Genomic DNA, 26,061 nt, shown 5'->3' with positions numbered 1-26,061 from the left:
TCATGCAATGCAAGACCACGGTCGTTACCGTCACCTACGGCAATCGCCTCGGCTATCTGGAGCAGCTGGTCACCCGCGCCCTGGCCGAACGCACCATTCACCAGGTCGTCGTGGTGAGCAATGCGGCCACGGTGTCGCTGGATAGCCTCGAAACCCGCTGGCCCGGTCAGGTCAAGGTGATCAACCTGAGCGAGAACACCGGTTCCGCCAACGGCTATGCCGTGGCCCTGGAAGCCGCCCTGGCCACCGATACCACCCATATCTGGATGATGGACGACGACAACGCGCCCCTGGGCGATGCCCTCGACGTGCTGCACCGTCGCCTCGACGAACTCGGCGCCGTCCACGGTCGCGACAAGGTCGCCGTGCTCGGCTACCGGCCGACCCAGCAGGCCGATATCGCCCAGTGCATCCCGACCCGGATGATCACCCAGCCGCGTTCGAGCTACTTCGGCTTCCACGTGGCCCGCATCCCCTACAAGATCTGGCGCCGCCTGCCCTGGGGCCGTCCGCGCGGTGGTCAGCCGGAAGCCCTGGTCGAGCTGCCCTTCGCCCCCTATGGCGGCATGCTCGCCCACCGCAGCCTCTACGAGCGCATCGGCCTGCCCCTGCGCGAGCTGGTGCTCTACTCCGACGACACCGAGTACACCTATCGCATCACCCAGGCCGGCGGAAAGCTGTTCATGGTCACCGAGGCGGAACTCGAAGAACTGGAGCACTCCTGGAACATCAAGGAAGGCACCAGCAACGTCTACCAGAACTACCTGCAGGCCGGCTCGGACTTCCGTGCCTACTACGCCGCGCGCAACCAGGCCTGGTTCGACAAGAACGTCTGGGCCAGCTCCCGGCCGATGTACAGCCTCAACCGCTACGTCTTCCACACCCTGCTCAAGTGGTTCGCCCGTGACGACAAGAGCCGTCAGCGCCTGGCACTGATCCGGCAGGCGGTCCAGGACGGCGAAACCGGCGCGCTGGGGATAAACCGCAGCTATCCGCTATGAAACTGCTCTTTCTCAACAGCTTCTATCCGCCCCATGTGGGCGGTGGCGCGGAGCTCATCCTGCAACGCAGCGTGGAAGGCTTCCAGCAGCGCGGTCACGACGTGGCCGTGCTGGTGACCGGTCCCGAGCAGGGTGTGCGGCAGGAGACGGTGAACGACGTGCGCGTCTATCGCGCCGGGCTGAAGAATTTCTACTGGCCCCTGACCCAGCAGCGCCCCGGTCCGCTGGCGCGCTTCGGCTGGCACTTTCGCGACCAGTACAACAGCGCGATGCGGGCGCCCCTGCGCCAGGTACTGCAACAGGAAAAGCCGGACCTGGTGGTGTGCCACAACCTGTCCGGCTGGTCGGTCGCGGCCTGGGACGAGATCCGCGCCAGCGGCGTCCCCATCGTGCAGGTGCTGCACGACATGTACCTGCTGTGCCCGAAGAACACCCTGTTCAAGAAGGGCCAGAGCTGCCAGAAACTCTGTGGCAGCTGCGCGGCCCTGCGCCGGCCCCACGCCGAGCAGTCCGCCAAGGTGGATGCCGTCGTCGGCGTCAGTCGCTACCTGCTGGATACCATCGTCAACAAGGGCTACTTCGGCGGCGTTCCGCGCCAGGTCATCCATAACGCCAGCCTGATCGCCGGCAGCAATGCCGAGACCGCGACCCCCAGGCCGGACGGCGTCGTCCGCTTCGGCTACATGGGCACCCTGTCGGAGAACAAGGGCGTGGGCTGGCTGATCGAGCAGTTCCAGCGGCTGTCGCTCAACGCGACCCTGACCATCGCCGGCAAGGGCCAGCTGGATTACGAAACCCAGCTCAAGGCCATGGCCGATCCGCAAAAGGTTAGCTTCGTCGGCTACCAGAAGCCCGAGGCCTTCTACCAGAACATCGACGTCTTCGTCGCGCCGTCGCTGTGGGCCGAGCCCTTCGGCATGGTCGCCGTCGAGGCCTGCGCCTTCCAGAAGCCGGTCATCGCCAGCCGCATGGGCGGGCTGCCGGAGATCGTCCGCGATGGCGTCAACGGCCTGCTCTGCAACCCTGACGACCGCGACTCCCTGGGCCGCGCCCTGCAGTGCCTGCATGACGATGCCGAGCTGCGCAAGCGACTGAGTCTGCTGAGTCGCACCGCGGTGGCCGACCTGCTGAGCATGGACACCATGCTCGACCAGTACCTGGCGCTCTTCGAAGACGTCCTGGGCAAGGCGCAACACGGCTCCGCCAAGCAGCTTCACGTACCTCACACACAGCTTTCCAACTGATCCACCCCAGGTCACGGCAACGGGCAGAATCATGATCATCGTCAATTCCCGCTTCATCACCCAGGATCTTCGCGGCGTCCAGCGCTTCGCGGAATGCATCTCGCTGGAGCTGGCGAAGCTGCGATCCGACCTGCGCTTCGTCGCGCCGCCCGGCGTCGTCAGGCCCGACGTGGCCAAGCGGCTGAACATCGAGATCATCGGCACCCGCCAGGGCCAGCGCTGGGAGCAATGGGACCTGCCGAACTGGCTGAAGAGCCAGGGCAGCCCCCTGCTGCTGTCGCTGTGCAGCACGGCGCCGCTGCTCTATACCAACCAGATCGCCACCCACCACGACATCAACTACGTGCGCTTTCCCGAGAGTTACTCGTGGAAATTCCGCACCTCGTACCGCTGCCTGATCCCCATGCTGCTCAAGCGCTCGAATGCCCTGATCACCGTGAGTGAATTCTCCCGGGACGAGATCTCGCGCTTCTATCGCTACCCGAGCGACTCGATCACGGTCGTACCCAATGCCGTCGCCGACGCCTTCACCCTGGCGCCGCGGCTCGACAGCGCCGATACCCCCTATCTGCTGGCGGTGTCCTCGCCCAGCTACCACAAGAACTTCTCGCGGATGCTGGAAGCCTTCGCCGCCCTGCCGCGGGACCTCAAGGTCGAATTGCGTATCGTCGGCGACAGCCACGCCGTGTTCGGCCAGAGCGATCTGGCGACCCTGGCCGCCAGGGATCCGCGGGTCAAGCTGCTCGGCCGCATCGACGATGCCGAACTGGCGCGCCAGTATCGCCAGGCCACCGCCTTCGTCTTTCCGTCGCTCTACGAGGGGTTCGGCATCCCGCCCCTCGAAGCCCAGGCCTGCGGCTGCCCGGTGATCTCGGCCAATACCGCCTCCATGCCGGAAGTGCTGCAGGACAGCGTCCTCTATTTCGACCCCTACGAGACGGCCAGCATCACCCAGGCGATGCGCACCATCCTGCAGGACGCACCGCTCAGGGAGGCGCTCCGCGCCAAGGGCCTGGCCAACATCCAGCGCTTCAACTGGCAGACCTCGGCCAGCAAGGTCTCCGACCTGCTGGACAGCGCCCTGGCGAGCTCCTCGAAGACCACGGCCAGGGCCGCCTGAAACGACCACGGAACAATAATTCAGCGATCAAGAACTCATGGAAGAGACAAGCAACGCCATGGCAGGCCAGAGCCGCTCCTCGGTACCCCTGACGCTCGACAACGACACGAGAACGTCCGGGCGCGTCCTTCAGGTCGCTGAATGCCACCTACTGCAAGGCGGCTCGGACGACACCGCGGCAGCGACCGCGGAATGTCCGGATAACGCCGCTGCTTGCGAAACGCCTGCAACAGACACCGTCTTTGCACAAAGCCCAACCATCAAGTTGCACGAGCTCGACAGCCCTTCGGACAGCATCGAGATCACCCGGCTGCCCTGGGGATATGCAGTGACCAGAAAGACCCGCACTCCATGAATCAGCACCAGCACTTGATTTCATTTCACGCTTAAGGAAGACGACATGAAAATCGCCATCGTTCACGATTGGTTGGTAACCTTTGCTGGCGCCGAACGCGTGCTTGCCGAACTGCTCGACATCTGGCCGGAGGCGGACCTGTTCAGCGTGATCGACTTCCTCTCGGACGAGGATCGGGCGCAATTGCAGGGCAAGCAGGCGACCACCACCTTCATCCAGCGCCTGCCTCAGGCCAAGAAGCGCTATCAGACCTACCTGCCGCTGATGCCGCACGCCATCGAGCAACTCGACCTGTCCGGCTACGACCTGATCATTTCCAGCAGCCATGCGGTGGCCAAGGGCGTCCTGACCGGTCCGGACCAGCTGCACATCAGCTACGTCCACTCGCCCATCCGCTACGCCTGGGACCTGCAGCACCAGTACCTCAAGGAAGCCGGTCTCGACCGTGGCCTCAAGGGCAAGCTGGCGCGCGTCATCCTGCACTACGTCCGCATCTGGGATCAGCGCACCGCCGCTGGCGTGGACGCCTTCGTCGCCAATTCCCACTTCATCGCCCGGCGCATCAGCAAGGCCTATCGCCGCGAAGCCAAGGTCATCTATCCGCCGGTCGACATCAGTCGCTTCACGCCCAGCGGCGGCAAGGAGGACTTCTATCTCACGGCCTCGCGCATGGTGCCCTACAAGCGCATGCCCATGATCGTCGAAGCCTTCAGCTCGATGCCCGACAAGAAGCTGGTGGTGATCGGCGCCGGCCCCGAATTCGAGAAGGCCAAGGAAGTCGCCGGCCCCAACGTCACCATGCTGGGCTACCAGGATTTCGAATGCCTGCTGGATCACATGCGCCGGGCGCGGGCCTTCGTCTTTGCCGCCGAGGAAGATTTCGGCATCACCCCCATCGAAGCCCAGGCCTGCGGTACCCCCGTCATCGCCTATGGCCGGGGTGGCGTCTTGGAAACCGTGCGCGGCCTGGATACGCAACAGCCGACCGGCGTCTTCTATCCGGAGCAGACCGCTGCCTCGCTATGCGCCGCCGTGCGCCAGTTCGAGGCCCTGGAAACACCGATCAGCCAGCAGGCGTGCCGGCAGAATGCCGAGCGCTTCGCCACCAAGCGCTTCCGTCAGGAAATGCGCGCCTTCGTCGAAGCCCGGGTCGCCGCCCTGCACCTGCCCGCCGATCTGGATCTGGACATCGTGACGCCCTTTCCCAGCAAGGGCCTGCAGCCGAGTTCGCTGAGCACGGCCTGATGGTTACTCCTTCACGTCCATGAATTCCCGCGCCCAGACTCGATACTCCTGCAGTGTCGAGTACTTGGTGGAGAGTTCCGACGCGGACAGGTCCGACGCGGTGATGTCGCGCTGCTCCCTGAGGCAATCATAGGTCGCCTTGATCGCCGCGAAGTAGGCGGCATGCCCGTTCACCACGACCCGCACCCCGGCCTTGGCCAGGCGGGCGTTGTCACGCAACTGGGGATTGCCGTAGGTCACCAGCATCACCGGCACGCTCAGGTGCTGGGTGATCTCTTCCAGGTGCGCGAAATCGCGAATGCCGACCATGCAGATACCGTCCGCGCCTGCGGCCTCGTAGGCCTTGGTGCGGGAGATGACTTCCGCGGTGCTCAATTCGGTGGCATTGGTCCGGGCAAAGATGCTCAGGGCTTCGTCGATACGGGCTTCCAGCGCGCCCTTGATCTTGCCGATGCCTTCTTCGACGCTCACCAGGTCGGTGGACTTGCGGCCATAGCCGGCCGGCAGCACGGTGTCCTCGATGGTCAGGGCAGCCACCCCGGCGCGTTCGAGCTCGGTGATGGTGCGCATCACATTCAGCGCATTGCCGTAGCCATGATCGGCGTCGGCGATGATGGGCAGCCGGGCGACCCGACCGATGCGCGTGGCCTGCTCGACGAACTCGCTCAGGGTGATCAGGGCGAAGTCCGGCGCGGCCAGCACCTGCAGGGAAGCCACCGACCCGCCGAGGATGCCCATTTCGAAACCGAGATCATTGGCGATGCGCGCCGACATGGGATCGAAGACGGACGCCGTGTGGTAGCAACTGTCCGATTTCAGCAGGGATCTGAACGCTAGACGCAGCTTGTGCGGGGAGGTTGGCTTCATAGGATTTTCCTTCTGGGATATACCGAACAGACAATGTTAGCGCGACAAGTAGTGGTGACACGACCAGATGTCCGGCTTTGAGATAAATCGATTCATCAAGCTGACTCACGGTCACCGCTCGGCCTAGCGCGCTTCAGCTACCGGAAGCCAGGGTCCGAATGTCGTCGAGCAAGGCTCAGCTGGCGCAGCCGGGCGCCGGAAATTTCGATACCCAAGTCTGCCTGGGCGAAGTGACAATAGTGGCCAGACCCTGCCTTCCTGCCAATCCCGTCATTGCCTAATGCCATCATGCTTGCCGCCGACTTGCTAGACCGCTTCACCGCCCTGGATCTCTTTCTGACCCGGCATCAGCACCTGTGGCGGCCCAGACCCTTCGTCGAACGCGAACTGGCCTGGGAATCGAGCCATCCGGATCTGGCCCGCTGGCTGCGGGCCCGCAGTCTGGAAGCGGCCGAGGCGGCCCATAATACTCCCCAGCTGCTGGAAGCACCTGAACCCTTCCGCTCGCTGGCCGCCACCTCGCTGGCGCTGGGTCAGGTCGAGGAGCGCCAGGCGCAGCCCGGTCGCGATCGGCCTGGCAGGCAGGAAGTCGACGTGCCCGGACGCAAATGGCTGCAGATAGAAGCCTTCGCCCGCACGCTGGACTTTCAGCAACCCGTACAGCGCTGGGTCGACTGGTGTGCGGGCAAGGGCCACCTCGCCAGGCACCTGACCCATCAGGGTGCGCCGGCCTTCTGCCTGGAGGTCGATGCGGCTCTCGTCGAGGAAGGCGAACGGCTCAGCCACCGGGCTCGAACCCCGGTGCACCATTATCAGGCCGATGTGCTCCAGCCGCTGGCAGGAGCACCGCTCGGCAGTCGCGACACCCCCGTCGCCCTGCACGCCTGCGGCGACCTGCACGTCCAACTGCTCAGGGTGGCCGCGGAACGTGGCTGCCAGCAGCTGGCCCTGGCGCCCTGCTGCTATGACCGCATCGCCGCCGCGGCATATGGTCCGCTGTCGGTGCCGGCCAAGGCCTCGGCGCTGCGGCTGGACCGGGAAGCCCTGCGCCTGGCCCTCTGTGAAACCGTCACCGGCGGGCAGCGGGTGCGGCGGGACAGAGACCTGTCCATGGCCCGCCGGCTGGGATTCGATCTCCTGCAGCGCGAGATCAGGGGCTGCGATACCTATCTGAGTACGCCGCCGCTGCCCAGCCACTGGCTGCGCCAGCCCTTCTCGGCCTTCGGTGCGGAACTGGCGCGGCGCAAGGGATTGCGGCTGCCCACCGGGATCGACTGGCCCCTCTGGGAACACCGGGGCTTCCAGCGGCTGGCAGAAGTTCGTAATCTCGAACTGCTGCCCGGTCTGTTTCGGCGTCCTCTGGAGCTCTGGCTGGTGCTGGACCAGGCGCTGTTCCTACAGGAGCAAGGTTACAGTGTGAGGTTGGGGACCTTCTGTCCCGCCAGTCTGACACCGCGAAACCTGCTGCTGACCGCGGAAAAACGCCGCTTGGTATAGGCCTACAGCCGCTCTACCCTGCACGTTTGTCGGAATCTGAGCGGAGGAGTGTAAAAAATACCTTTTGGTGATGGACTTCTCACAAAGTCTGCACAATAGTTAGGTTGCAATCTCGCAAAAAAAGCAGGAATAACAAAAATGCGCTACTACCTGCCCGTTTGGACCGGCGTTGCCGGTTGCCTCGTCTTCGCCCAAGCCCAGCTGCCCTGGCTTGCGGTGGCCTCCCTCCTTGTCAGCTGGTCGTTCCTGCTGTTCTCGCACGACAACACGAGAAACTCAGCCTGGCATTCCAAGATCTCCAGCCTCCCCGTCAATTCCCCCCTGAGTTTTCAGTCCCACCATCGCCATTGAGGCGCGTTTCAGGCCAGGGACTGGCCTACACCCGACTTGACCGGTCTGGCTGTCTCATTGTTTGGCGAACCAGCTCACAACTTCCGCATCCCACATTAAAGTCCGACGGAACGTTTTACCCTCTCCCGCTGCCCGGGCAAGCCACTCATCGCACCCTGATGCGAGAGAAGTGTGCCAGCCGTCCGCCCGCGTTGTGACGCACTCCGCCCTTCTTCACTTCCCTCCCCCCGTCGCAGACCGACTGGCGTGCTATTTGCCCTGATTTGGGGCAACTCGACAGCGTCGTCCGGCCTTTCTACCGTGTGAACCTCTTAATCAGTGCCGAGTCCTAACGTCGCTACAGCCATCATGGCATTTAGCGATCGGTGGTCAGTCATCGGTCCTAGAGCGCCATAGTGAACATTTCATACGCTGGTAGCTGCCTCGCCCAGTTGAAAGTTCGTGCACGGTATACGCACAAGGATGGAACCATGAATTTGAAAGAACGCGGCATTTTGCATACGAATTCCTCGGCAATCTCGCTCGCACACCGCCTGCTCGATCTCGCCGTGATCACGCTGAGCGCCTACGTGGCAGGCACCTGGGCGTCGGACACCGGCATGCGTCCCGAGCATTGGGTCGTCATCTTCCTGTCCTTGCTGATCTTCCACTTCCTCACCGAGCTGAACCACGTCTATGGTTCCTGGCGCGGCGAGCGCATCACCGATGAACTGCTCAAGATCGCCACCTACTGGGTGCTGACCTTCGCGACCGTGTTCATGGTGGACTACTTCTTCTTCGATCAGTCCTATCTGACGCCTGGCGTGATGCAGGGCTGGCTGGGTCTGACGCTGGGTACCCTGTGCGGCTATCGCGTGCTGCTGCGCTCGATCATGCACTCCCTGCGCAAGGCTGGCATCAATACCCGCAACGTCGCCATCGCCGGCAACGGCATGGTTGCCCAGCGCCTGGCGCACACCATCAGCACGGCGCCCTGGATGGGCCTGCGCATTGCCGGCTTCTATAGCGACAACCAGGATACCGGTGAGGAAGGCGTGCCCAGCCCGGCGCTGAATGGCGGCCTCGACCAGCTCATGCAGGACGTCCGCTCCGGCCTGGTCGACAAGGTCTACATCACCCTGGGCATGGCCGATCAGAGCAAGATCAACTGGCTGGTCCAGGAGCTGAGCGATACCACGGCTTCGGTGTACATCATCCCGGACATCTTCATGTTCCACCTGCTGCACGCCCGCAGCGAAAGCCTGGACGGCCTGCCCAGCATCAGCATCTTCGATACCCCGATGGATGGCGCCAGCCATATCGTCAAACGTATCGAGGATATCGTGCTGGCTTCGATCATCCTCGCCATGATCTCCCTGCCCATGCTGGCCATCGCCATCGGCATCAAGATCACCTCGCCCGGTCCGATCTTCTTCAAGCAGAAGCGCTACGGCATGGACGGCAAGCCGATCGAAGTGTGGAAATTCCGCAGCATGAAGGTCATGGAAAACGGCGCCAAGGTCACCCAGGCCACCAAGAATGACTCCCGGATCACCCCGTTTGGTGCATTTTTACGACGTACGTCTCTCGATGAATTACCTCAATTCATTAATGTACTCCGCGGCGAAATGTCCATCGTCGGTCCCCGCCCCCATGCCGTCGCTCACAACGAGCAGTACCGCAAGCTGGTGCAGGGCTACATGCTCCGCCACAAGATGAAGCCCGGCATTACCGGCTGGGCTCAGGTCAACGGCTGGCGCGGCGAGACCGACACCCTGGACAAGATGCAGAAACGCGTCGAGTTCGATCTGGACTACATCCACCACTGGTCCTTCTGGTGGGACGTCAAGATCATCTTCCTCACGCTGTTCAAAGGCTTCATCAATAAGAACGCATACTGAGTCTGGCCGGGGCCGCTGGCCCCACTGCTCAGCACGACGATCTGGAGCCTCGACTCCTGACTCTAATTACATCGGCAGCGAGCAACTCCCAAGGGGATTGCTGGGCTATCTGCCGTCGATACCTGTTGTCCGGACAACAGGAAGGTTTTGAAGAATGATCAAGTCGATATTGGTTGTATGCGAAGGGAACATCTGCCGTAGCCCGGTCGCAGAAGCACTACTGGCCAAGGCCCTGGAAGGCCGTGACGTCCAGGTCGGCTCGGCCGGCATCAGGGCGCTGGTCGGCCACGGCATCGAGAAGACCGCTCAGGAGGTACTACTACGGGAGAACGGCATCGATTTCACGACCCACAAAGCTCGCCAGGCGGATGCAGAGATGCTGCGCAAGGCGGATTTGATTTTGACCATGGAAGAGTTCCACTCACGCTCCGTCGAAAGTATTGCTCCTGAAGTCAGGGGTAAGGTTTTTCTGATCGGGAAATGGTTGAGCAATCAAGAAGTACCAGACCCTTATCGCCTTTCTAAAGAGATGTTTCAAAATGTCCAAATACTTTTGACGCGCTGTGTAGACAGTTGGCTTCCATACATCAAATAGGGAAGAAGGAATTTCATGACCACGATGCCTCGCTTTACTCCCGAAGTTAAGAATGAGTCGGATATCAACTTCTCCGCACTCTTCGGTATGTTGATCGATTACAAATGGCAACTCCTGTCGGTAATCGGCATTTTCGCTGCGCTCGGTATCGGCTATGCCATCCTGGCCACGCCGATGTATTCGTCCAACGCCATGATCCAGATCGAAATGGAGAAGAAGGGCGTTACCCGACTGACCGATCAGTCCACCGGCATGCCGCCGCCCATGCCCGAGGCGGTGACCGAGATCGAGCTGCTCAAGTCGCGCTCCGTGATCGGCAAGGCGATCGAGAACCTCAAGCTGGATATCGAGGTCAAGCCGCGCTACTTCCCGCTGATCGGCAACTTCGTCGCGCGTCGTTTCGATCCGCAGAATGAAACCGACGTCGCCTCTCCCCTGCTCGGCCTGAACAGCTTTGCCTGGGGCGGCGAGAAGCTGGTCATCGACCAACTGGAAGTACCGGACAGCAATCTCGACAAGCCGATGAAGCTGAAGGTCGAGGACAACCAGAACTTCACCGTCTTCAATGCCGACGACGAAGTGGTACTGCACGGTGGCCTCGGCCAGCCGGTGAGCAATGCCGGGTACCAGATCAAGGTGACTACGCTGCAGGCTCGCCCTGGCACCGAATTCACCATCATGAAGAAGCGTTTCTCCAAGACCATCCAGGAATACCAGGGTCGCATCGTCGCCGGTGAGCGCGGCAAGATGTCGGGCATCATCGGTGTCGGTCTGCAGGACGCGGATCCGCTGAAGGCCCAGGCCATCGTCCAGGAAGTCGCGGACATCTACGTTCAGCAGAACATCGATCGCAACGCCGCCGAGTCCACCCAGAGTCTGGAATTCCTGCGTGCCCAGATCCCGGTCGTGAAATCCGACCTGGAAAAGGCCCAGTCCGCGCTGAACTACTACCAGACCAACAAGAAGTCGGTCGATATCGACAGCGAGACCAAGGGTGTCCTGGAACAGACCGTTGCCCTGGACAACCAGATCTCCGAGCTGAACCTGAAGCGCACCGAGATGGATCGCAAGTTCACTCGCCAGCACCCGGCCTACCAGGCGCTGATGAGCCAGCTGGGCCAACTCCAGGCCGAGCGCGCCAAGCTGCAGAAGCGCGTCGAAGTGCTGCCGGAAACCCAGCAGGAACTGCTGCGTCTGAACCGCGACATCGAGGTGACCGGCCAGACCTATGCGCTGATGCTGAACAAGGCTCAGGAACTGGAAGTCATTCGCGCCGGTACCGTGGGTAGCGTCCGCATCATCGACAACGCCAACGCCAACGTCGACGATCCGTCCGCGCCCAACAAGCCGCTGATCATCGCCGTCGCCATCATCCTCGGCGGCATCGTCGGCCTGGCCATCGTCTACACCCGTCATACCCTGCGTCGCGGTGTCGAGACCCCGGAAGCCATCGAGCAGATCGGTCTGCCGGTCTACGCCTCGATCCCCTACAGCAAGAACCAGGCGGACACCACCAAGGTACTGGGCACCAAGCAGCCGGGCGAATCCTCGCTGACCGCCATCACCCATCCGACCGATCTGAGCACCGAGGCGCTGCGCAGCCTGCGTACCAGCCTGCACTTCGCCATGATCGAGGCCAAGAACAACATCCTGATGATCTCCGGTCCCAGCCCGGGCGTCGGCAAGTCCTTCGTGTCCTCGAACCTGGCCGCGGTGATCGCCGAGTCCGGCCAGCGCGTCCTGCTGATCGACGGCGACATGCGCAAGGGCTATCTGCACAAGCTGATGAACACCAAGCAGCAGGACGGTCTGTCCGATCTGCTGAGCGGCCGCATCGCCCTGAACGACGCCATCAAGAAGACCGAAGTCGGCAGCCTGGATTTCGTCTCCTGCGGCCAGTTCCCGCCGAATCCGTCGGAACTGCTGATGAGCCTCCGCTTCACCACCGTGCTGAAGAAATTCAGCGAGCTGTACGACATCGTGATCATCGACACCCCGCCGATCCTGGCGGTGACCGAGGCCGGCATCATCGGCAGTCATGCCGGTACCAGCCTGATCGTCGCACGTTTCGGCGTGAACAGTGTCAAGGAGCTTGAGGCGACCAAGCGCCGCTTCGACCTCAACGGCATTCCGCTCAAGGGCGTGATCTTCAACGCCGTCGAACGCAAGGCCAGTAACTACGGCTCCTATGGCAACTACCACTACTCCTACGAGCAGGACGCCAAGAGCTGATGCACGACCCCGGCTGGACGGCCTGAGCGCCGTCCAGCCAATCCCTTCAGGGATCGCGGCAGTATTCGTACAGGCGCATCGAACAAGAAACTACCTCACACAGCGATTTCGAAGGGTTCGCTCCTGAACCCGGCCACGCTTGGCAGCCTTGGATCTCGACGCTGTACCGGATTGATGATTCTGAAGAATAGGAACACGCCAATGAACGTAGTCATGGTGCTCAACTACAAGGCCCCCAACGAAACCATCAGTTGTGTGGAGAGCATCCTCAAGCACTGCCCGTCCATCGATCACACGGTGGTGGTGGACAATGATTCCCAGGACGGCTCCATCGACGTCCTGCAACGCTGGCAGGCCGAAAACGGCCTGAGCCAGGTCACCGTGCTCGCCAGTCCCCGCAACGACGGCTATGCCGGTGGCAACAACTACGGCATGCGCTGGGCGCTGGACAATCTGGCGGTCAAGCATTTCTGGGTCGTCAACAACGACGCCTACGTCAAGGACGATGCCTTCGCGCCCTTGCTGGCCGAACTGCAGCGCGCGCCCAAGACCATCGTCGGCTCAGTGATCCTGAGCTCCCAGACCGGTCGCCTGGAGTGCTACGGCGGCGGCATCCTCTATCCGCTGCTGGGCAAGTCCAAGCTGCTGGGCAAGGACATCGAGGTCAGCGAGATCTCCAAGCTGGACCGCGAACCCGACTACATCATGGGGTGCAGCATGGCTTTCTGCGCCAGCCTGCTGACCGAGATCGGATTCATGGACGAAGCCTACTTCATGTACTCCGAAGAGGTGGACTGGCAGCACCAGGCCAAGCGCAAGGGCGTCGCCCTTAAGGTTTCGCCCGAGAGCCAGCTCTATCATTACGGCTCCATGAGCTCGGGTGGACGTAGCGCCTTCTATCACTACTTCCGCAACCGCGCGGCCACCCGTTTCAATCGCAAGTTCCACGGTACCCCCTACGCACTGGTCTCCGCCGTGTTGCTGTCCGGCATCACCGTGCTCAAGGAATTCAAGAATCCGAAACTGGCCTGGTCCGGCGTCAAGGGCGCCTTCAAGGGAGCGACGATGCATGTCTAACCTACGCACCCAAGCCTTTGGTATCGACTTCTTCACCGGTACCAAGGACGAGTTGCTGAACTCGATCAGCCAGGACATCCATCGGCCCTACAGCTACATCGTCACGCCGAACATCGACCATGTCGTGCAGCTGCAGAGCAATGCCGACATGCGCGAGTCCTATCAGCGCGCCGGCAAGCGCATCTGCGACAGCCGGATCCTGATGCCCATCCTCAAGTCGCTGGGCGTCGCCGTGCCCGAGGTCATCACCGGCAGCGATCTGACCCTGAGCATCCTGCGCAAGGCCAACGACGAGCGCCTGTCGGTGGTGCTGATCGGCTCCAGCGAGAACGACGTCGGCAAGTTGCGCCGGATGTATCCGCACATCCAGCTGGCGCACTACAACCCGCCGATGGGCTTCATCAACGATCCGCTGGAGACGCAGAAATGCGTCGACTTCGTGATGCAGAATCCGTCGGAATTCATCCTCTATGCCGTAGGGGCGCCGCGTCAGGAAAAGCTCGCGCGGCAGATCGACAGCAGCAAGCGTACCGGTGTCGGCCTGTGCATCGGCGCGTCCATCCTGTTCGCCGTGGGCACCGTCAAGCGCGCACCGCGCTGGATGCAGAAAGCCAGGCTGGAATGGCTGCACCGGCTGTGCTCGGAGCCCAAACGGCTGGCCAAGCGTTACGTGCACGATGCGTTGAGCATCCTGCCCATCTATCTCAAGGAACGCAGCAGTCGACGCACCTGAGTGGCTGCCTCGCAGCGTTCTCAGCCGCAAGGAAGATGACCACCGGACAAGCCGTCCGGTGGTCCTGTCTGGATGGGTAGGTCTATGAGCATTCTCCGTAAAAGTACCGTTTCCTTCGTTCTCCTGATCCCGTTGCTGATCCTGCACCTGGACGTGTTCGGCGAAAGCCCGCACAACCCGGTCGGCATCCTCTATCTGAACGAGCTGTATCTGGCCATCTGCATGGCCTTCACCTTCTTCTACCTGCTGACCAGCATTGGCACCCAGCAGCGCGAATTCAAGATCCTGATGACCTACGCCGTCTATTCGTCGGTGGTCTTCATCGGGTTGCCAGCGGTCTTTTCCTTCCTGTTCTACGGTCAGCCGCTGATCTATGGCCTGATCGAGGAGCGGCGGATCCTGTTCTGCTTCGGCTTCGCCACCCTGATGTTCCTCGGTCGCAACATGACCGCCTCGCAATTCGAGAAGGCTCTGCTGATCACCGCGCTGCTGGCCGCCGTGATGGCCTGGATGTTCAAGTTCGGCGTGCTGCCGGACCTGCGTGACAAGCAGTCCTCCTTCGACCGCCCGGACCGTTCCTCCATCGGTGCGCCGGCGCTGTGCCTGGCCTACTTCTACTGCATCCAGACCTGGAACAAGGGCATCTCGCCGATCGATGGCTCGACGCGCAGCAAGACCGTCCACATCGTGCTGGCCATGGTCTTCCTGCTGACCCTGGTGTTTGGTACCCAGACCCGGCAGCTGATCGTGCTGGCGCTGGTTTTCACCGTGTTCTGCCTGAAGAGCAAGTCCATCGTCTGGATCTGCGTCTCTACGCTGCTGCTGTCGCCCTTCTTCATCTTCCCGGACCTGATGAAGGTGCTGGGGCTGAATCTGGACTTCTATGCCCAGTCGGTGGAGGACGGTCCCACCGATGGCGTGCGTGAGCAGACCATCGGCTACATCTTCTCCCACCTCAGCCAGAACCACTGGTTGCCGAGTGGCTCGCTGTCGCTGATGTGGAACAACGGCTTCATCCCCTATTTCGGCGAGTACTTCTTCCTCTCCGACGTCGGGGTGTTCGGCACCCTGTTCCGCTTCGGCTTCCTGGCCTTCATCATCATCCCGGTGTCGCTGTTCCTCTACTATCGCTGGGCCAAGATGCTGCACCCCGATACCGGCTTCGTGGTGACCGCCACCCTGGCCCAGCTGGTGATCTGGCCGCTGGCCGGCTTCTTCGAGTACCTCCAGGCCACCATCTGCTACCTGATGGTGATCCAGGCCCTGCGCGCGCTGCACCACTACAGCTCCGCGTCCGCCCCGGAGACCTACGTCAGCAGTCCCTACCCGCGCCCGAGCAGCCAGCTGGCTCGCCCGGTCTGATCCCTCGTGCCGCCCGGTGTCCGCCGGGCGGCCCCAAGGAGTTTTCACCCCCACGATGTCGATGATCAAAAACAGCACCTGGAACATCCTGGGTGTCGTCATTCCCAGTGCCATCGCGCTGCCCACCATGGGTGTGCTGTCGCGCCTGCTCGGTGTCGAGCAATTCGGCCTGTTCACCCTGGCCTTCGCCATTGTCGGCTATGCCACCCTGTTCGATGCCGGCCTGTCGCGCGCGGTGATCCGCGCCGTCGCCATGCACCACGGCGACAAGGAGCGCAATCGGCTGGTCATGGGTACCGGCCACCGGCGCCGTCATCGGCCTGAGTCTGCTGGCGACACTGCTGCTGTGGTTCGGCGCGGGCAAGGTGGTGAGTCTGCTGCACGTCTCGCCCGAGCATTTCGACAATGCCGTGGCCGGCTTTCGCTGGCTGAGCCTGTGCGTCCCGCCCTTCCTGCTGGCGACGGTCTGGTTCGCCTACCTGGAAGGCAACGAGCGCTTCGGCGAATTCAACATCCTGCGGACCTTCTCCAACAGTCTGCTGGCGATCGCGCCGCTGATCGCGGTACTGATCGAACCGAGCTTTTCCGCCACCGTGATCGGCCTGGTGCTGGCCCGGGTGGTCTCCATGGCGCTGGCCTACTGGCCGTTGCACAAGGATTTCCCGGAAGGCATTCGGACCTTCAAGGCCGAGGTGTTCAAGGAGCTGTTGAAATTCGGCAGCTGGATGACGGTGAGCAACATCATCAGTCCGCTGATGGTCTATTTCGACCGCTTCGTGCTGTCGCACATGGTCGGTGCCAGCCGCGTGTCCTTCTACACCGCCCCGGCCGAGGCGGTCTCGCGGATGCTGATCATCCCCAATGCCGTGGCCCGGGTGGTGTTCCCGCTGCTGAGCAAGAGCAGTGAGGACGCTACGCGCCAGGCCAACAAGGCCTTCTGGGGCCTGTTGCTGATCAGCCTGGCGATGGTGCTGCCGATCCTGGCGCTGGCGCCCTGGATCATGACCGTATGGATGGGCCCTGAGTACGGCGGCGATGCCGCGCAGATCCTGCGCATCCTGGTGGTGGGCTTCATCTTCAACGCCCTGGCACAGATTCCCTTCGCCAAGATCCAGGCCCGCGGTCATTCGCGGACCACCGCGATGATCCATCTCGCCGAACTGCTGCCCTACCTGGGTCTGCTGGTGGTCTGCATCCAGCATTTCTCCATCATGGGCGCCGCCATCGCCTGGACCATCCGGGTGACCGTGGACTATCTGGCGCTGGAATACTTCGCCCGGCGCACACCGCCGCTGCAACCCGCGCCGGTCTATCAGCAGAGCTCCTGAGGGAGCCCTGCCCAGACGAATTTCCGCAATACACGAGAGGTGCTGTCCGTGTCACGAGTGAAACGTCGTATCGGTGGTGGCCTGCTGGCCACCGTCTTGTTGTCCGCGGCGCTTTATGGCCAGGCTCAGCCCGAGTCGGCGACGGCCAAGGTGGACCTCATCGGCATCAACATGTCGGCCGCCGGCTTCGCCGGCCAGGTCCTGCCGGGCGTGGAAGGCACCAACTACTTCTACCCCACCGAAGATTACTTCCGCCGCTACGCGGCCAAGGGCATCCGCTTCATCCGCTTTCCCTTCCTCTGGGAGCGGGTGCAACCCCAGCTGGGCGGTGAACTGGACCAGGCCCAGGTCGCGCTGCTGCAGCGCACCCTGGATTTCGCCGACAAGTACGGGATCCGCGTGATCCTGGACATGCACAACTACGCGCGCTATCGCGGTCAGCTGATCGGCTCTTCCCAGGTGCCCTACGCCAGCTACGCCGATGCCTGGAAACGCCTGGCCCTGACCTTCCAGAAGCATCCGGCGCTGTACGGCTACGATGTCATGAACGAGCCCCATGACACCCAGGGTCTCTGGCCCCGCGCGGCCCAGACGGCCGTGGACAGCATCCGCAGCGTCGACATGAAGACGCCGATCTTCATCGCCGGCGACAGCTGGTCCAGTGCCCAGCGCTGGCCCCAGGTGAATGGCGACCTGCTGATCAAGGATCCGGCGGACAACCTCATCTATGAGGCCCATATCTACTTCGACGACGATTCCAGCGGCAATTACGCCTCGGGCATGAAGGGCGTCCATCCCATGATCGGCGTGGAAAGAACCCGCCCCTTCATCGAATGGCTGAAACAGCACAATTTGCGCGGCTTCGTTGGCGAATATGGGATACCTGCACACCCACAGTGGCTGGAAGCCATGGACAATCTGCTGAGCTATCTGGGCGAGCAGTGCGTACCCAGCGCCTATTGGGCGGCCGGTCCGGGCTGGGGCGACTATCCTCTGGCCATCGAACCCAAGAACGGCACGGAGAAGCCGCAGACGGCCCTGCTGCAAAAACACCTGAACAAACATGACTGCCAAGTCATAGGACCTCGTTAGCGGAGATGTGACAGATTTCGAACGGCGTCACCTTTTTCCGCTCCCGGGGCGCTGAACTCGATGGCTAAAGGCCAGTCCTAGACCAGCAGACTCAGGTGCTCATACAACTAAAAGCTGAGACCTCGAGTTCTCTCGTACGCTGGACAGACGGGTCACCTGGAACCTGGTCCACCGTCGAGGCTCGCCGCGTCTTGCGAAGGAACACCATGAATAACCGGCTCGTTGCTTCTACCTTCCGATTTATTCCTCTTGCTCACACTCAATCAGCAATCAAGGACGAATGACATGAAAACCAAATTTACCGCTCTGGCCTTGCTGTCCGGCATCGTCCTGCAGGGTTGTGCCTACTCCCCGGGTCAGTACCTGGACCAGGACGACCTGAAGAGCGATCCGAGCATCCAGGGCACCAAGGTCCAGCTGATCCCGATCACCAGCTCGCTGCTGATGAGCCAGGATTCCGCGGCCCTGTCCAAGGCTCCCGACCTCAAGCCCCTGCTGGACTACAAGCCGCAGGCTTACCGCGTCGGTGCGAGCGACCTGCTCTACATCACCGTCTGGGATCACCCCGAACTGACCGCTCCGTCCGGCGCCCAGCAGCAGCTGGAAGCCAACGGTCGCCTGGTACGTCCGGATGGCACCCTGTTCTACCCCTACGTCGGCACCGTGCGCGCCGCCGGCAAGACCCTAGAAGAGATCCGCACCGATATCTCCCGCCGTCTGGCCACCTTCATCGACAATCCCCAGATCGACGTCAGCGTGCTGAAGTTCGGCAGCCAGAAGGTCACCGTCTCCGGTGCGGTGAACAAGGGCGATGCCATTCCTCTGACCACCAAGCCCATCACCCTGGTGGAAGCCCTGGGCCAGGTTGGCGTGGCCAACACCGGTGGTGCCGATCTGACCGGCGTGACCCTGGTCCGCGACGGCAAGGAATACCGCCTGGATACCGACAGCCTGAACCGCAAGGATTCCAAGCTGTACGGCATCTACCTGAAGGACGGTGACAGCATTCACCTGCCCTACAACGATGCCCGCAAGGTCTATGTGGTCGGTGAAGTCCGCTCGCCCGCAGCGGTCAGCTACAAGATCACCAACCTGAACCTGATGGAAGCCCTGAGCCAGGCCGGCGGCATCCAGCAGGAAACCGCCAACGCCGATGCCGTCTACGTCATCCGTGGCCCGGAAGATCTGAAGGCGCCGGGTGCCACTGCCCAGGTCTTCCACCTGGCGGCCAAGAACCCGACCGCCTATGTGCTGGCGCAGAACTTCCATCTGCAGCCGCAGGACGTGGTCTTCGTTGGCCCGGCCGGTATCACCCGCTGGAACCGCTTCGTCAGCCAACTGCTGGGTTCCACCAACATCCTGTCCTCCAGCGCCAGCCTGAACAGCAGCTTCAAGTAATAGCGCTCGCTTGCCGTCATGCCGGTTACCGCCGCGCATGACGGTAATTCCTCTGACGTTCTGCTACACCCTCCCTCTGCATCTCTGCACTATTTTCCCCGCCAAAAAAATCTGAAATCCGCTGCCTAGACGGCCTCGCCCGTCGCCGATTAATTATTTCGATACCTATTAGCCCCATAATTGCTGCCGCTCGGCCTGGCACAGGCAGTTTTTCGTCACGCTTTTGCGTAATGTAGCTAACCTGATACCGAAGTTGGGCACGTTTAAGGACTGGGTGTGGCGTCAGGCAAGGCAACAAGAGCAAGGTCCCGCTTCGGTTGGTGGCGCAGGCTGACGGTAGGGCTGCTGGGCTATCTGTCTCTCTTGGGGACGGCCCTGGCGGCGCCCGCCAGCGTGGCGTTCTGGTACGCGGAAAAACCGCCGGTAGCCGAACTCGCGCAGTTCGACTGGGTGGTGCTCGAACCCGGACATGCCAGCGCCGCCGATGTCCGCGCCCTGCACGAGGCCGGAGCCCAACCCTTCGCCTATGTGTCCATTGGCGAATTCGCCGGCGATGCGGCGGCCCTGGAAAAGGCCGGCCTCAGTGCCGGTGCCAGCCCGGTGGCCAACAAGGCCTGGGGCAGCCAGGTGATGAACCTGGCGTCGCCGGTCTGGCGAGCCCATCTGCTCGAACGCGCCGCCCAACTGGCCAAGGCCGGTTACACCGGGCTGTTCCTCGATACCCTCGACAGTTTCCAGCTGGTGGCCGAAGACCAGCGGGAAAGCCAGCGCCTGGCGCTCAAGAGCCTGCTGGCCGACCTGCACCGCCGCCAGCCGTCGCTCAAGCTGTTTTTCAATCGCGGCTTCGAGGTGCAACCCGAATTGCCCGGGGTCGCCGCCGCCATGGCGGTCGAATCCATCTATGCCGGCTGGGATGCCGGCAAGAAGACCTATCGCCCGGTCAGCGAGCAGGACCGCGCCTGGCTGAAGCCGCGAATCGAGGCGGCGCGCAGTGCCGGCATCCCGGTCATCGCCATCGAGTACCTGCCGCCGGAGCAGCGCGACGAAGCCCGGCGCCTGGCCAAGCGGCTGCGCGACGAAGGCTACGTGCCCTATATCACCGCCCCCGATCTCAACACCCTGGGCATCAGTTCGGTGGCCCTGCAGCCACGCCGGCTGGCGCTGCTCTACGATGGTCGCGAAGGCGCCCTGCGCCAGTCGGCGGTGCACCGCTTCCTGGGCAGCGCCCTGGAGTACCAGGGCTATCGCCTGGACTATTTCGATGCCTCCAAGCCGCTGCCCGCGGCCTGGCCCGGCGCCCTTTATGCCGGGGTGGTGGTCTGGATGACCAGTGGCCCGCCACCCAATTCGCGGGATTTCAGCGACTGGATCGGCCAGCGCCTGGAGGAAAAGACGCCGCTGCTGATCCTCGGCGGTCTGCCGCTGGACAACGAAGCCCTGCTCAAGCGGCTGGGTCTGGGCGTCAGTCGCAAACCGCTGCCCGACAACCTGACCCTCAAGGTGGCGGACCCTGCCCTCGCCGGCAACTTCGAGGCACCGGTCAAGTTGCGGACGCGTGATCTGCCCGCCGTGCAGACGCTACCCGGCGGGCCGACACCGGTGGTCAGCCTGAGCGGTCCGGGCGGGACCTTCGTGCCCATGGGCGTGGCCTCCTGGGGCGGCTTCGCCTTCGGCCCCTATGTCATGGAAGACGGTCCCGAAGCCAGTCGCTGGATCATCGACCCCTTCGCCTTCACGGCGAAGACACTGCAACTGCCACCCCTGCCGGTACCCGATCCGACGACGGAGAACGGCCGGCGCATCGCCACCGTGCACATCGACGGCGACGCCTTCGCGTCCAAGGCGGAGATTCCGGGCGGGCCCTTTTCCGGCCAGGTGGTGCTGGAGCGGTTCATCCAGCCGCACCCCTTTCTGACCTCGGCCTCGATCATCGAAGGCGAGGTCGGCCCCAAGGGCCGCTATCCGGAGCTGACCGCGCAACTGGAGCCCATCGCCCGCCGCCTGTTCGCCGACCCCAAGGTGGAGGTGGCCACCCACACCTTCAGCCATCCGTTCTTCTGGCAACCGGCGGTCTCCGAGCAGAGCGAGAACTTCGAAGCCCAGTACGGCTACATGATGCAGATTCCCGGCTACGACAAGGTGGATTTCACCCGGGAGATCGTGGGCTCGACGCGCTATATCAATGAACGCCTGACCACCCCGCAGAAGCCGGTGAAGATGGTGTTCTGGTCCGGTGACGCCCAACCCGATGCGGCGACCCTCAAGCTCGCCTACGACAACGGCCTGCTCAACGTGAACGGCGGCAACTCGCACATCACCCGCTCGCAGCCCTCGGTGAGCGGTCTGTATCCCTTCATCCGCCCCACCCCGGGCGGTCTGCAGTTCTATGCGCCCATCATCAACGAGAACGTCTACACCAATCTCTGGCGCGGTCCCTATTACGGCTTTCGCGATCTGCTCTATACCTTCGAGCGCACCGAGCATCCCCGCCGACTGCGCGGGCTGAATCTCTACTACCACTTCTACTCGGGCACCAAGCAGGCTTCGCTCAAGGTCATGGAAGAGATCTACCAGGGCATGGCCGCCGAGCATCCGCTGTCACTGTGGATGAGCGACTACCTGAGTCGCCTGCGGGGCTTCTATACCGCCAGTCTGGCCCGGGAAGACGACGGCAGCTGGTCGATCAAGGCCCTCGACGGCCTGCGCACCCTGCGCCTGGATCCGCGCCTGGGCTGGCCGGATCTGCAGCGCTCGAAGGGCATCGCCGGGGTCCGCGACCTGCCGCAGGGACGCTATGTCCACCTGGCCGGCGATCAGGCGCGGCTGGTCCTGCGTGACAGCCGCGATCCCACCCCCGCTCTCGAAGAGGCCAACATCCCGCTGCAGCAATGGGACTACCTGTCGCCGACGCGGATCCGCTTCGCCTTCGCCGGGCAATTTCCGCTGGAGCTGACCCTGCGCGCGGCCTCGGCCTGCGAGGTACGGGTCGGTCGCGAGCGCTACAAGGGCCAGTCAGGACAGGCCGGACTGCTGACGTTCAAACTTCCGCTAACACAAGTGAGTGACGGTGAGATCGTCTGCGGCTAAGAAAACCCGGCTCCTGAGCGGTTGGACACTGCTGGGGGTCGCGCTCCTCACCGCGCTGGTGCTGGTGCTGACCTTTCACGGCAAGCAGGTCTTCCTGCCCGGCGAGGAGCCGGCCGACCAGGTCTCCATCAGCTACGCGCAGGTGCTGCTCAAGGCGACGCCGGACGATACCGGGCTGCGCATGAAGCTGATCGACCAGTTGATCGCCCTGGGGCGCATCGACGAGGCGCGGCGTCAGTTGCAACTGCTGCCCGAGCCCCTGGCCTCGACGCCCTTCTACGCCCTGGAAATGGACATCCTGCAGGCGGAAGCCCAGCCGCAAGGCCTGGCCGACGCCGATCGCGAACGCCTGGCGCAACGCCTGAGCGCCCTGGACATGGCGACCCTGAGCACGCCCCAGCTGCAACGGGTGGCCGAGCGCGCCCTGCAACTGGCGGATCCGGCCACGGCGGCGCAGCGTTACGTCGAACTGGCCCGGCGTGATCCGCCGCGGCGCCAGCAGTGGCTGGAACAGGCGGCCCGCTGGAGCCTGGCCGGTGGCCGTCAGCAGGAGGCCGCGCGTCTCTATCTGCGCCTGGCCGATCTCGCCGATTCTGCCGAACAGCGCCAGGGCTACCGGCACCAGGCCTTCGATGCTTGGCTCGCCGCCGGCCAGGGCGCCGAAGCCGCCGCCCTGCTGGAGCAGGAACTGCCGCGTCTGCAAGCCGATGCCAGCGGTCTGGCCTGGCTGCAGGCCGGGGTGGCCGCCGCCCAGGGCAGCGGGCGCTTGGATCTGGCCCAGCGGCTGATCGATCGCTGGCGCGAGTGGCAACCGGACGATCCCGCCGCCCTGGAGGCCGCCTACCGACTGGCCCTGGGCCGCGGCGACACCGAACGGGCCTGGGACGAAGGTCATCAGCTGCTGGCCCTGCGTCCGGACGATGAGAAATTGCTCGCGGAACTGGCCCAGCTGGGCGAATGGACCGGGCATATGGACGAAGCCCTCGACCTCTGGTTGCGCCTGCTGGCACGCCAGGACGATCCGGCCCGCCGCGACCACGCCTGGAAGCTGGCCGCCCGGGCGTTTCGCTTCGATGCGGTGGTCGAGTTGCTGGCCGAGGCGTCGCGGCGGCGCCAGCTGGACAAGACCGAACTGGACGCGCTGATCTTCGCCTACGAGTCCCTGGGCGATCCCGCTGCCGAGGAGCGCTGGCTGCGCGACTACATCAGGCGTCAGCCCAAGCAGCGCCTGGCCTGGGAGCGTCTGCAGCAACTGCTGGCCCGTACCGAGCAGGGCGATGCCGAAGCCGCAGGCTGGACAGCGTTCGGCAAGAGATTCCCGCTGACCAACGCCGAGTATCTGAGCTGGGCCGGCACCCTCTGGGAGCTGTTCAAGCCCGAAGAGGCCTGGAAGGTGCTCGAGGGCATGCCGGCCAAGCAGCGGCAGGGCGACGACTACTGGCGCCTGCGGGCGGAGCTGGCCTGGGAGCTGGAGCGCGACGGCGAGGCCCAGCTGGCCTTCGAACGCCTGGCCGCGAGCGACAAGGGCCTGGCCGCCAACGACGAGGACCGGCTGCTGGCGATCTATCTGCGCACCGCGCCGCGCAAGGCCCTGGCCCTGCTGGAAAAGAGCTGGGAAAAGAGCAAGAGCCAGAAGCGCCTGACCGACGCCCTGCAATGGGCCGAGCAACTCAAGGACACGGCGGCGCTGGAGCGGCTGCTGGCCAGTGCCGCGCGCGAGCCGGCCTCGGCCGACAATCCCGCCGTCTGGCTGGCGCGGTCGGGGCTGGACTTCCAGCGTGGTCGCGTCGTCCAGGCCGAAGAAGGCTATCGAAAGGCCTTGCAGCGCTTCCCGGACGACGACCGCTTCCGCGAGCGGCTGCTGTGGCTGCTCATCGACCAGAATCGCCAGACCGAGCTGGCGACGCTGCTGCGCGACTGGAAGGGCCGGGCCCGCGACAGCGACGTGCTCTGGCTACCCTTCGGCAGCGGCCTGGTGCTGCTGGGCCAGGCGGAAGAGGCGCTCGGCTGGTATCGCCGCTACCTGGAAGCCCACCCCCAGGACTGGCTGGTGCAGGCCGCCTACGCCGATGCCCTGGACGCCGCCGGTCACCAGGACGCGGCGCTGCGACTGCGCAAGGCCGTCACGCCGCACCTGGCCAACGACGAGGTGCCGGCCACACCCGAGCGCTATGCCACCTACCTGCGGCTGCTCTCCAGCCTGCGCGGCCCCCAGGCGGCGCTGGCCCAGGCGCGCGCCTGGCAGGATGGCTCGCCGAGCATGCTGCAACTCTGGTTCGACCAGTGGCTCGACGCGCTCAGCCAGAACAACGACGACGGCCTCAAGAGCGAGTGGCTGGCCTGGGCCAAGAGTCGTGGCCTGAAGGTGCGCCAGTACGAGCAGTTGCAGGAGGTCCTGCGCCGGCAGAATCGTGGCGAGCTGGAGAAGCTGCTGGCGGCCGGCGATCTGGATCCGGCGCAGCGCGTCGAGGTGCTGCAGCGCCTCGGCCATGCCGGCGACGCCCAGGCCGCGGCCCTGACGGCGGCCGGCGACGAGCCACCGGAGGTCATCCAGCGGCAGCTGCTGCGCCAGGCCACCGAACAGGCCGAGCGCACGCCCAATGGCGTCCAGGCCGGCTGGGAGCGCCGCGACTATGGCGGCCTGATCGAACAGGGCAGCGAGGTGCGCGCCGCCCGGCGACTCAGCGATGACGTCTATGCCGATGTCCAGCTCAAGCAGAATCGCGTGGAGAGCAGCGGCCTCAAGTCCGACGCCCTGGGCAACGAACACCAGATGCTGCTCAAGGTGCTGAAGAACCTGGCCGACGGCGGTCTGGAAACCACCGTCGACGCCAGCCAGCGGTCGGACAGCAATCGCCTGGGCCTGGGCGTCGCCCGCACTTGGCGCATCGATGGCAACACCGAGATCGAGGCGGCCCTGGACTGGCACCGGCAACCCGACGAGAGCGGCTATCTGCGCGCCCTGGGCCGCCGCGACAGCGTCAGCCTGGCGGGTCGCCACAACCTCACGCCACGCGACCAGCTGAGCTGGCGGGCGGCGCACAATCGCTATTCCAGTCGGGACGGCGATGCCCTGGGCAGCGGCTTCGCCTTCAACCTGGAGCTGAGCCACATGATCTTCTTCGAAGGTCCCACCTGGCAGGTGCGCAGCGGCATCACCTACCAGCAGAACAGTGCGCGCAGCACCCTGCCCGCCAGCGTCACCCGCTACCTGCAGCCGCTGGCCGGCAGTGGCGAGAACGGCGAGGTCACCGTGGCCGACCTGGAGGCCCTGGGCGGCACCCAGCTGTTGCAGGATCGCTATGGCCAGCTCTATGTCGGCAGCAGCTGGCGCCGCGGCATTCCCGGTTCGCTCAACCGCACCCACCCCCAGTACAGCTGGCTGGTGGACACCCTGGTCGGCTGGCAGTGGACCGAGCGCGAATTCAACTACGGTTTGAATGTCGGCCTGGGCATGGTAGTGCTCGGCGACGACGAACTGGCGTTCACCGCCGGCTACCAGTCCGCGCCCCAGGGCAGCGGCGGTCAGGCCGGCAGCACCCTGGGCATTCAATACAGCAATCGAATCGGTCGCTAGGCCGCTTCAAGGGAGAGACC

Annotated in this window: 19 protein-coding genes and 1 pseudogene; 19 read left to right on the top strand and 1 reads right to left on the bottom strand. The window is 63.7% G+C overall.

Translation table 11 applies throughout. The annotated features are described in order from the left end of the window. Window positions 1-2: 2 nt before the first annotated feature. The 5 genes from QE444_RS03970 to QE444_RS03950 are packed head-to-tail and all read left to right on the top strand — an operon-like array spanning window position 3 to window position 4,965. The gene (locus QE444_RS03970) at window positions 3-1,001 is read left to right on the top strand and encodes a glycosyltransferase (RefSeq protein WP_282284339.1); all 999 of its coding nucleotides are present in this window, start codon (window positions 3-5) and stop codon (window positions 999-1,001) included. Further along, complete coding sequence (locus tag QE444_RS03965) at window positions 998-2,245, top strand: glycosyltransferase family 4 protein (RefSeq protein ID WP_133860430.1); 1,248 nt, start codon at window positions 998-1,000, stop codon at window positions 2,243-2,245. The genes QE444_RS03970 and QE444_RS03965 overlap by 4 nt, the downstream gene beginning before the upstream one ends. 31 nt (window positions 2,246-2,276) lie before the next feature. Next, window positions 2,277-3,365 (top strand): glycosyltransferase family 1 protein, encoded by a 1,089-nt coding sequence (locus QE444_RS03960; RefSeq protein ID WP_309737391.1) that lies wholly within the window; start codon window positions 2,277-2,279, stop codon window positions 3,363-3,365. 37 nt (window positions 3,366-3,402) lie between these two features. Continuing rightward, a complete protein-coding gene (locus QE444_RS03955; RefSeq protein WP_133860428.1) occupies window positions 3,403-3,720 on the top strand; it encodes a hypothetical protein in 318 nt (105 codons plus the stop codon). A 45-nt stretch (window positions 3,721-3,765) separates the two neighbouring features. Next, entirely contained in the window at window positions 3,766-4,965 is a 1,200-nt protein-coding gene (locus QE444_RS03950) for a glycosyltransferase family 4 protein (RefSeq protein WP_309737390.1), read from the top strand. 3 nt (window positions 4,966-4,968) lie between these two features. On the opposite strand, the gene QE444_RS03945 is transcribed toward QE444_RS03950, so the two are convergent. Further along, window positions 4,969-5,832: an oxaloacetate decarboxylase gene (locus QE444_RS03945; protein ID WP_133860426.1), complete on the bottom strand. Its 864-nt coding sequence runs from the start codon at window positions 5,830-5,832 to the stop codon at window positions 4,969-4,971. Between the two features lie 288 nt (window positions 5,833-6,120). Between QE444_RS03945 and QE444_RS03940 the strand changes: the two genes are divergently transcribed. The 14 genes and pseudogenes from QE444_RS03940 (at window position 6,121) to QE444_RS03875 (ending at window position 26,041) form a co-directional block, all read left to right on the top strand. Continuing rightward, a complete protein-coding gene (locus QE444_RS03940; protein ID WP_309737389.1) occupies window positions 6,121-7,329 on the top strand; it encodes a methyltransferase in 1,209 nt (402 codons plus the stop codon). 138 nt (window positions 7,330-7,467) lie between these two features. Next, window positions 7,468-7,680 carry a hypothetical protein gene (locus tag QE444_RS03935; RefSeq protein ID WP_133860424.1) on the top strand — a complete coding sequence of 71 codons (213 nt, stop codon included), beginning with the start codon at window positions 7,468-7,470 and terminating at the stop codon, window positions 7,678-7,680. 470 nt (window positions 7,681-8,150) lie between these two features. Next, entirely contained in the window at window positions 8,151-9,560 is a 1,410-nt protein-coding gene (locus QE444_RS03930; protein WP_133860423.1) for an undecaprenyl-phosphate glucose phosphotransferase, read from the top strand. 154 nt (window positions 9,561-9,714) lie between these two features. Further along, window positions 9,715-10,155 carry a low molecular weight protein-tyrosine-phosphatase gene (locus QE444_RS03925; protein WP_133860422.1) on the top strand — a complete coding sequence of 147 codons (441 nt, stop codon included), beginning with the start codon at window positions 9,715-9,717 and terminating at the stop codon, window positions 10,153-10,155. A gap of 15 nt (window positions 10,156-10,170) precedes the next feature. Next, on the top strand, window positions 10,171-12,387 hold the full coding sequence (locus tag QE444_RS03920; protein ID WP_133860421.1) for a polysaccharide biosynthesis tyrosine autokinase: 2,217 nt from the start codon (window positions 10,171-10,173) through the stop codon (window positions 12,385-12,387). Window positions 12,388-12,588: 201 nt separating this feature from the next. After that, window positions 12,589-13,464, top strand: a complete 876-nt coding sequence (locus QE444_RS03915; protein ID WP_133860420.1) for a glycosyltransferase family 2 protein — start codon at window positions 12,589-12,591, stop codon at window positions 13,462-13,464. Then, a complete protein-coding gene (locus QE444_RS03910; RefSeq protein ID WP_158889710.1) occupies window positions 13,457-14,197 on the top strand; it encodes a WecB/TagA/CpsF family glycosyltransferase in 741 nt (246 codons plus the stop codon). Before QE444_RS03915 ends, QE444_RS03910 begins: the two co-directional genes overlap by 8 nt. Window positions 14,198-14,281: 84 nt before the next feature. Next, complete coding sequence (locus QE444_RS03905; RefSeq protein WP_133860418.1) at window positions 14,282-15,559, top strand: hypothetical protein; 1,278 nt, start codon at window positions 14,282-14,284, stop codon at window positions 15,557-15,559. A 55-nt stretch (window positions 15,560-15,614) separates the two neighbouring features. After that, a pseudogene (locus QE444_RS03900) lies at window positions 15,615-15,785 on the top strand (oligosaccharide flippase family protein); the annotation flags it as partial. Between the two features lie 142 nt (window positions 15,786-15,927). Beyond that, window positions 15,928-16,887 carry a flippase gene (locus tag QE444_RS03895; protein ID WP_309737388.1) on the top strand — a complete coding sequence of 320 codons (960 nt, stop codon included), beginning with the start codon at window positions 15,928-15,930 and terminating at the stop codon, window positions 16,885-16,887. Between the two features lie 57 nt (window positions 16,888-16,944). Next, complete coding sequence (locus tag QE444_RS03890) at window positions 16,945-17,979, top strand: glycoside hydrolase family 5 protein (protein ID WP_133860606.1); 1,035 nt, start codon at window positions 16,945-16,947, stop codon at window positions 17,977-17,979. Window positions 17,980-18,264: 285 nt separating this feature from the next. Then, a complete protein-coding gene (locus tag QE444_RS03885; protein WP_133860417.1) occupies window positions 18,265-19,377 on the top strand; it encodes a polysaccharide biosynthesis/export family protein in 1,113 nt (370 codons plus the stop codon). 330 nt (window positions 19,378-19,707) lie between these two features. Beyond that, a complete protein-coding gene (locus tag QE444_RS03880) occupies window positions 19,708-22,464 on the top strand; it encodes a bifunctional glycoside hydrolase 114/ polysaccharide deacetylase family protein (protein ID WP_309741916.1) in 2,757 nt (918 codons plus the stop codon). Beyond that, a complete protein-coding gene (locus QE444_RS03875) occupies window positions 22,445-26,041 on the top strand; it encodes a tetratricopeptide repeat protein (RefSeq protein ID WP_309737387.1) in 3,597 nt (1,198 codons plus the stop codon). Before QE444_RS03880 ends, QE444_RS03875 begins: the two co-directional genes overlap by 20 nt. Window positions 26,042-26,061: the final 20 nt, after the last annotated feature.

It is taken from the genome of Pseudomonas sp. SORGH_AS_0199, from assembly GCF_031453735.1.
GTDB classification, from domain to species: Bacteria; Pseudomonadota; Gammaproteobacteria; order Pseudomonadales; family Pseudomonadaceae; genus Chryseomonas; species Chryseomonas aestiva.
Note: the sequence above shows the minus strand (reverse complement) of the source record. Positions and strands in the feature narration are given on the sequence as shown.

Coding starts and splice junctions, on each gene's coding strand:
- QE444_RS03930 (WP_133860423.1), top strand. CDS start 8,151: ATGAATTTGAAAGAACGCGGCATTTTGCATACGAATTCCTCGGCAATC.
- QE444_RS03935 (WP_133860424.1), top strand. CDS start 7,468: ATGCGCTACTACCTGCCCGTTTGGACCGGCGTTGCCGGTTGCCTCGTC.
- QE444_RS03885 (WP_133860417.1), top strand. CDS start 18,265: ATGAAAACCAAATTTACCGCTCTGGCCTTGCTGTCCGGCATCGTCCTG.
- QE444_RS03955 (WP_133860428.1), top strand. CDS start 3,403: ATGGAAGAGACAAGCAACGCCATGGCAGGCCAGAGCCGCTCCTCGGTA.
- QE444_RS03950 (WP_309737390.1), top strand. CDS start 3,766: ATGAAAATCGCCATCGTTCACGATTGGTTGGTAACCTTTGCTGGCGCC.
- QE444_RS03970 (WP_282284339.1), top strand. CDS start 3: ATGCAATGCAAGACCACGGTCGTTACCGTCACCTACGGCAATCGCCTC.
- QE444_RS03960 (WP_309737391.1), top strand. CDS start 2,277: ATGATCATCGTCAATTCCCGCTTCATCACCCAGGATCTTCGCGGCGTC.
- QE444_RS03920 (WP_133860421.1), top strand. CDS start 10,171: ATGACCACGATGCCTCGCTTTACTCCCGAAGTTAAGAATGAGTCGGAT.
- QE444_RS03940 (WP_309737389.1), top strand. CDS start 6,121: ATGCTTGCCGCCGACTTGCTAGACCGCTTCACCGCCCTGGATCTCTTT.
- QE444_RS03905 (WP_133860418.1), top strand. CDS start 14,282: ATGAGCATTCTCCGTAAAAGTACCGTTTCCTTCGTTCTCCTGATCCCG.
- QE444_RS03910 (WP_158889710.1), top strand. CDS start 13,457: ATGTCTAACCTACGCACCCAAGCCTTTGGTATCGACTTCTTCACCGGT.
- QE444_RS03925 (WP_133860422.1), top strand. CDS start 9,715: ATGATCAAGTCGATATTGGTTGTATGCGAAGGGAACATCTGCCGTAGC.
- QE444_RS03915 (WP_133860420.1), top strand. CDS start 12,589: ATGAACGTAGTCATGGTGCTCAACTACAAGGCCCCCAACGAAACCATC.
- QE444_RS03965 (WP_133860430.1), top strand. CDS start 998: ATGAAACTGCTCTTTCTCAACAGCTTCTATCCGCCCCATGTGGGCGGT.
- QE444_RS03945 (WP_133860426.1), bottom strand. CDS start 5,832: ATGAAGCCAACCTCCCCGCACAAGCTGCGTCTAGCGTTCAGATCCCTG.